The organism is Stutzerimonas stutzeri, from assembly GCF_024448935.1.
Lineage (GTDB): Bacteria > Pseudomonadota > Gammaproteobacteria > Pseudomonadales > Pseudomonadaceae > Stutzerimonas > Stutzerimonas stutzeri_AO.
This window is the reverse complement of the sequence record NZ_JAMOIE010000152.1, coordinates 1-5,631: the sequence shown is the minus strand read 5'-3', so window position 1 is coordinate 5,631 and position 5,631 is coordinate 1. Positions and strand designations below refer to the sequence as shown.

General features: G+C 58.1%; 4 protein-coding genes, 3 tRNA genes and 1 pseudogene. 7 read left to right on the top strand and 1 reads right to left on the bottom strand.

The genetic code is table 11. The features are described 5' to 3' along the window. The 4 genes and pseudogenes from NA637_RS23820 to NA637_RS23805 all read left to right on the top strand — a co-directional run. Positions 1–213, top strand: a 213-nt coding sequence (locus NA637_RS23820; protein WP_256074959.1) for an HNH endonuclease, incomplete at its 5' end; no start/stop codon positions are given. Between the two features lie 176 nt (positions 214–389). Continuing rightward, positions 390–2,060 (top strand): glutamine--tRNA ligase/YqeY domain fusion protein, encoded by a 1,671-nt coding sequence (locus NA637_RS23815; RefSeq protein WP_256074958.1) that lies wholly within the window; start codon positions 390–392, stop codon positions 2,058–2,060. After that, on the top strand, positions 2,060–3,445 hold the full coding sequence (gene cysS / locus NA637_RS23810) for a cysteine--tRNA ligase (RefSeq protein WP_256074957.1): 1,386 nt from the start codon (positions 2,060–2,062) through the stop codon (positions 3,443–3,445). The genes NA637_RS23815 and cysS overlap by 1 nt, the downstream gene beginning before the upstream one ends. A gap of 35 nt (positions 3,446–3,480) precedes the next feature. Further along, positions 3,481–4,039: pseudogene (locus NA637_RS23805) on the top strand (carbohydrate ABC transporter substrate-binding protein); the annotation flags it as partial. An 80-nt stretch (positions 4,040–4,119) separates the two neighbouring features. On the opposite strand, the gene folD reads toward NA637_RS23805, so the two are convergent. After that, complete coding sequence (gene folD / locus NA637_RS23800) at positions 4,120–4,974, bottom strand: bifunctional methylenetetrahydrofolate dehydrogenase/methenyltetrahydrofolate cyclohydrolase FolD (RefSeq protein ID WP_256074956.1); 855 nt, start codon at positions 4,972–4,974, stop codon at positions 4,120–4,122. Between the two features lie 271 nt (positions 4,975–5,245). Between folD and NA637_RS23795 the strand changes: the two genes are divergently transcribed. The 3 genes from NA637_RS23795 (at position 5,246) to NA637_RS23785 (ending at position 5,557) form a co-directional block, all read left to right on the top strand. Continuing rightward, a tRNA-Arg gene (locus tag NA637_RS23795) sits at positions 5,246–5,322 on the top strand. Positions 5,323–5,350: 28 nt separating this feature from the next. Beyond that, positions 5,351–5,426, top strand: a tRNA-His gene (locus NA637_RS23790). A gap of 46 nt (positions 5,427–5,472) precedes the next feature. Then, positions 5,473–5,557: transfer RNA gene (locus tag NA637_RS23785), tRNA-Leu, on the top strand. Positions 5,558–5,631 lie beyond the last annotated feature (74 nt).

The following is a 5,631-nucleotide window of genomic DNA, read 5'->3' as shown; positions in this document are numbered from 1 at the left end:
CTCAGCATCTTTCGCAGACAGAAGGGACTTTGTGCCCTGTGCGGGCATGCGATCAGCAAGGAAACCGGTTGGCACGACCATCACGTCATCAGGCGGGTGGACGGCGGGCCGGATACTCTGGGAAATCGTGTGCTGCTTCATCCCAACTGTCATGCGCTGGTGCATAGTCAGCGTGCAAAGGTAGCTCTGCGATACGGTGGTCTGGAATGTTAAGATCACGCGCCATTGTTGCCGGTCAGCCATCAGCTGACTTTTCGTAAACTTGAGCCGTATGCGGTCAAAGCCGCACGTACGGTTCTTAGGGGGGGACGGGCCAGTAGTGGCCTGTCCCTACCCGACATTTGGCGGGCCTACCCTGAGGCGCGCACTCGCAGATCGTTAAGGACACCATGAGCAAGCCTGAGCCTACCGCAGCCACAAATTTTCTCCGCCCGATCGTTCAGGCCGACCTGCAATCAGGCAAGCACGCGAAGATCGTGACGCGCTTTCCACCGGAGCCCAATGGCTACCTGCACATCGGTCATGCCAAGTCGATCTGCCTGAACTTCGGCCTGGCGAAAGAATTTGGTGGCGAGTGCAATCTCCGTTTCGACGATACAAATCCGGCGAAAGAAGACCAGGAATACATCGATGCAATCAAAAACGATGTCCAGTGGCTCGGCTTCGAGTGGGCCGGGGAGGAGCGTTATGCCTCCAATTATTTTTCGCAGCTGCATGACTGGGCCGTCGAGCTGATCAAAGCGGGCAAGGCTTACGTCTGCGACCTGACCTCCGAGCAGGCCCGAAAATACCGCGGCAGCCTGACCGAACCGGGCAAGAACAGTCCGTTCCGCGACCGTTCCATGGAAGAAAACCTGGACCTGTTCGCGCGGATGAAAGCTGGCGAGTTTCCGGACGGCGCAAAGGCGCTCCGGGCCAAAATCGATATGGCCTCGCCAAACATGAATCTTCGCGACCCGATCCTCTATCGGATTCGCCATGCGCATCATCACCAGACCGGAAACGATTGGTGCATCTATCCAAGTTATGACTTCACCCATGGTCAGTCGGATGCCATCGAAGGCGTCACGCACTCGATCTGCACCCTTGAGTTCGAAGACCACCGTCCGCTCTACGAGTGGTTCCTGGAAAACCTACCGGTTCCGGCACGTCCGCGTCAGTACGAATTCGCGCGGCTTAACCTCAACTACACCATCACCAGCAAGCGCAAGCTCAAGCAGCTCGTGGACGAAAAACATGTCAGTGGCTGGGATGATCCACGCATGTCGACGCTCAGCGGCTACCGTCGTCGTGGCTACACGCCGGCATCGATTCGTACATTCTGCGATATGATCGGGGTCAATCGCGCCGGCGGTGTAGTGGATGTGGGCATGCTCGAGTTCGCCATCCGCGAAGACCTGGACGCCACTGCCCCGCGTGCCATGTGCGTTCTCAAGCCGTTGAAAGTGGTCATCACCAACTATCCCGAAGACCAGACCGAGAGGCTCGAACTGCCTCGTCATCCGAAGCAGGACATGGGCGTGCGCCAGCTGCCGTTCTCGCGGGAGATTTATATCGATGCCACCGATTTCGAAGAAGTACCTCCGGCCGGGTTCAAACGCCTGATTCCGGGTGGGGAAGTGCGCCTACGTGGCAGCTATGTGATTCGGGCGGATGAAGCGGTCAAGGACGAGCAGGGCACCATTGTTGAGCTGCGCTGCTCCTACGACGAGAACACGCTGGGCAAGAATCCTGAGGGTCGCAAGGTCAAAGGCGTCATTCACTGGGTGCCGGCTGCTGAGAGCGTCGAGTGCGAAGTGCGTTTGTACGATCGTCTGTTCCGCTCGGCCAATCCCGAGAACGACGAAGATGGCGGTAGCTTCCTGGACAATATCAACCCGGAGTCGCTGGTGGTGTTGAAGGGTTGCCGCGCCGAGCCGTCGCTGGCCGCGGCGCAAGCTGAGGATCGCTTTCAGTTCGAGCGCGAAGGCTATTTCTGTGTCGATCGCAAAGACAGCCGGCCCGGTGCAATGGTGTTCAACCGTACCGTGACGCTGCGTGATTCCTGGGGAGGCCAGTAATGGCCGTGGCGATTTACAACACGCTGACCAAAACCAAGGAGCCGCTCAAGCCTCTGATCGCTAATCAGGTGCGCATGTACGTCTGCGGCATGACCGTTTATGACTTCTGTCATATCGGTCATGCACGCGTCATGGTGGCATTCGACATCGTTTCGCGCTGGTTGCGCCAGCGTGGCTACGAATTGACTTATGTGCGCAACATCACTGACATCGACGACAAGATCATCCGGCGAGCCCAGGAAAATGGCGAGTCGTTCGAGGCGCTGACCGGGCGCATGATCGCTGCCATGCATGAGGACGAGGCACGGCTCAATGTGCTACGGCCGGATATCGAGCCTCGCGCCACCGACCATATTGCGGGCATGCACAGCATGATCCAGACATTGATCGACAAGGGCTTTGCCTACGCACCGGGCAATGGCGACGTGTACTACCGGGTTGGCAAGTTCGTCGGCTACGGCAAGCTGTCGCGGCGCAAGATAGAGGACCTCAAGATTGGCGCGCGAATCGAGGTCGACGAGGCCAAAGAGGATCCGTTGGATTTCGTCCTATGGAAGGCCGCCAAACCGGGAGAGCCGAGTTGGGGGTCGCCTTGGGGCGCAGGGCGTCCGGGCTGGCACATCGAGTGCTCGGTCATGTCAACCTGCTGCCTGGGTGAGACCTTCGACATTCATGGCGGCGGCCCTGACCTGGTATTTCCGCATCATGAGAATGAGATCGCACAGAGTGAAGCAGCAACCGGCAAGCTGTACGCCAATGCCTGGATGCACGCCGGGGCCGTCCGGGTTGATGGTGAGAAGATGTCCAAATCGCTGGGCAACTTCTTCACCATTCGCGAAGTGCTGGAAAAATACCATCCGGAAGTGGTGCGCTATTTGCTGGTCTCAAGCCACTACCGCAGCCCGATCAACTATTCCGAAGACAGTTTGAAAGAAGCCAAGGGCGCCCTTGAGCGCTTCTATACCGCACTCAGAGGTCTGCCTGAGGCCACCGCTCAGGGTGGCGATACGTTCGTGGCTCGCTTCGGCGAGGCAATGGATGACGACTTCAATTCACCCGAAGCGTGCGCGGTGCTGTTCGAAATGGTTCGCGAGATCAACCGTCTACGCGATACGGATATGCAGGCTGCGTCCGGCCTTGCAGCGCAGCTCAAAGCGCTGGCCAGCGTGCTCGGCATATTGCAGATGGATCCCGACACATTCTTGCAAGCCGGGGTCGAGGGCAAGGTGGATGTCGCTCAGGTGGAAGCACTGGTTGCCGCACGCCTTCAGGCTCGCGCCGATAAGAACTGGGCTGAATCCGATCGGATTCGCGATCAACTGACGGCTATGGGTGTGGTGCTTGAAGATGGGAAGGGCGGCACGACCTGGCGTCTTGGCGAGTAGCTCGTATCCGCTGCTAACGCCGCACGTCAGTTTTTAAGTTAGGCTATCCAGATGCAGGATCCTGGACCTTCCTAAATTCGACTCCGGAGCAGCGCCGTCTGGCTGCATGGCTCTACGCGCAGTTCACCGTATGGCGAAAACCGTGTCGCTGAAAAAGACCCTGGTGGGGCTTACCCCGATCCGTGAGTCGGATATCAACTCAGACGCCATGACCGAGGCTGCGCCAAAACGGGTGGTCTGGTAGAGTTTTACCGCAGCCCGGCGCGAGTGCAGTGGACGCCGACCGGAACCAATGTGCCGGATTATCCGCGTCTCGCACAGCTCTGGTGGCAGTACATCGCCGAAGCAGCCAGTGGCGACAAGACCCCTCAGGAGGCTCTGGACGGTCTTGCCGAAGCGCAGGACACCATGATGGCGCGGCTGGAACGAGCTAACGTGCAACCTGAGTGCGGACCGAAGTTGAACGAGCCGCGGGATCCCGAGTATTGGCTGAGCCAACCTGGTGCGCCGAAGCCCAAACTGCAAGATGAAAAGCCCCAGGGGCAGACCGCCAACTATGACGAACTGATCAAGTCTTGGGAGCAGAAGAGGTAGTGGACTGTACCGGTAAACAAAACGGCACCCGAGGGTGCCGTTTTGCGTATTGTTTGCCTTGGTCGCAGTCGCTGCGTAGCTTAACCGTGCAGATGTTCAGCGGCATGCAACGTGTTTTCCAGCAGACAAGCCCGGGTCATCGGACCTACACCGCCTGGCACTGGCGTAATCCAGCTAGCGCGTTGCACGGCGACATCGAACTCCACATCACCGGCGAGCTTGCCGTCGGCTTGCCGATTGATGCCGACGTCGATCACGATGGCGCCTTTCTTTATCCATTCACCTTTGACCAGACCGGTGATGCCTGTTGCGACCACGATCAAATCGGCACGTTTGACGTGATCGGCCAGGTCATGCGTAAAGCGATGGGTGACGGTGGTCGTGCAGCCTGCCAGCAATAACTCAAGCGCCATGGGCCTGCCGACGATGTTGGACGCACCCACCACAACCGCGTTTAGGCCATGCAGATCGACGCCAGTGCTATCAAGCAATGCCATGATGCCTTTCGGCGTACAGGGGCGGAGCAGCGGCATGCGCTGAGCGAGACGGCCAATGTTGTAGGGATGGAAACCATCCACATCCTTGTCGGGGCGAATACGTTCGAGCAGTTGCGATGCATCCAGATGCTTAGGCAATGGTAGCTGCACGAGAATGCCATCAATCGACGGGTCGTCATTAAGCTGATCGATCAATCCCAGCAGTTCATCCTGGCTGGTGGAAGCGGGCAGGTCATGAGCGGTGGACTTGAACCCCACCTCCTCGCAATCCCTGCGCTTGTGCGCCACATAGACCTGAGAGGCCGGGTCCATGCCCACGAGAATCACTGCCAGGCCAGGGACTCGTAAACCTTGCTTGGATCGCTCGGCAACTCGGCCCGCGATTTGCTGGCGGATATTGGCAGCGATCTGTTTACCGTCGATCAGTTTTGCGGTCATGACGCGTGGTTAACCATCGAGAAGGACTGAAAAAGGACGCGCATTCTCGCACGACGGCACCGTTCGGCAAAGGCGACACGGGAGAGGATTCCCGTAACTCCTTTACCAGGCTGAAATTTTTTTGGTTTTGCTGTTGACGATGTGAAGGCAGGCCATTAAGATTCGCCCCGCTTGTCGAGCACAGCTTGCTGCTGGGTAAGACGGCTTTTGAGGGACAACCCCTTCATTGGCCGGAGCTTGAAGTCTGCGCTCTGATCGAATGCAGATAAAAGCGCCCGTAGCTCAGTTGGATAGAGCATCCGCCTTCTAAGCGGATGGTCGCAGGTTCGAGTCCTGCCGGGTGCGCCATTCCGGTTGGTACAAGTGATGCGATATGGTGGGCGTAGCTCAGTTGGTAGAGCACAGGATTGTGGCTCCTGCGGTCGTGGGTTCGAGCCCCATCGTCCACCCCATATTCCGAAACGCCAGGCGCAGCCTGGCGTTTTCGTTTAGAAGTTTGCGGACGTGGTGAAATTGGTAGACACACCAGATTTAGGTTCTGGCGCCGCAAGGTGTGAGAGTTCGAGTCTCTCCGTCCGCACCATCTGATGTTTTCACAAGGTCTCAGACCTTCGCTGAAACACCCTAGAAGCCCCGTAACTGGGGCTTTTTTGTGGC

Bases quoted from the DNA above. Each gene is read 5' to 3' on its own strand.
- folD (WP_256074956.1), bottom strand. From the start codon at position 4,974: ATGACCGCAAAACTGATCGACGGTAAACAGATCGCTGCCAATATCCGC.
- NA637_RS23815 (WP_256074958.1), top strand. From the start codon at position 390: ATGAGCAAGCCTGAGCCTACCGCAGCCACAAATTTTCTCCGCCCGATC.
- cysS (WP_256074957.1), top strand. From the start codon at position 2,060: ATGGCCGTGGCGATTTACAACACGCTGACCAAAACCAAGGAGCCGCTC.